Annotated in this window: 1 pseudogene; it reads right to left on the bottom strand. The window is 50.2% G+C overall.

Features of this window, described 5'->3' with window-relative positions:
* Positions 1-334: 334 nt before the first annotated feature.
* A pseudogene (locus tag BGK49_RS17025) lies at positions 335-634 on the bottom strand (IS1-like element IS1X2 family transposase); the annotation flags it as partial.

Raw genomic sequence — 634 nt, 5'->3', positions numbered from 1 at the left:
GGGCCGAATAGCAATGTCTGTCGCACAACAACCACAATGTCACAAATAAAAAATGAGAATAACCAGTTCCCTGAAGGCGACGTAGCCCGGTACAAGAGTAACCCACGTTAGCGCTTGGCGACGGCGGAACAAAGCTGATTCGCGACGTAAGAAAGTGGCAGGCTCATATGACGGACCTCTGTAATGCGGTATCCAACCCGCGAATATCAGCGTGATTCACCGTCGGATTTACTGCTACGTCGCCCTCAGGGAATTAAACCTAAAAAGAAAATCGTCAAAATTAGAGATTCCGGTTTGACACGGAAAGTCATATCAGCGCGGTAATGACTCCAACTTACTGATAGTGTTTTATGTTCAGATAATGCCCGATGACCTTGTCATGCAGCTCCACCGATTTTGAGAACGACAGTGACTTCCGTCCCAGCCTTGCCAGATGTTGTCTCAGATTCAGATTATGTCGCTCAATGCGCTGAGTGTAACGCTTGCTGATAACGTGCAGCTTTCCCTTCAGGCGTGATTCATACAGCGGCCAGCCATCCGTCATCCATACCACGACCTCAAAGGCCGACAGCAGGCTCAGAAGACGCTCCAGTGTGGCCAGAGTGCGTTCACCGAAGACGTGCGCCACAACCGT

Source organism: Shigella sp. FC1544 (assembly GCF_001722145.1).
GTDB lineage: Bacteria > Pseudomonadota > Gammaproteobacteria > Enterobacterales > Enterobacteriaceae > Escherichia > Escherichia coli.
This window is presented reverse-complemented; position numbering and strand designations above follow the sequence as displayed.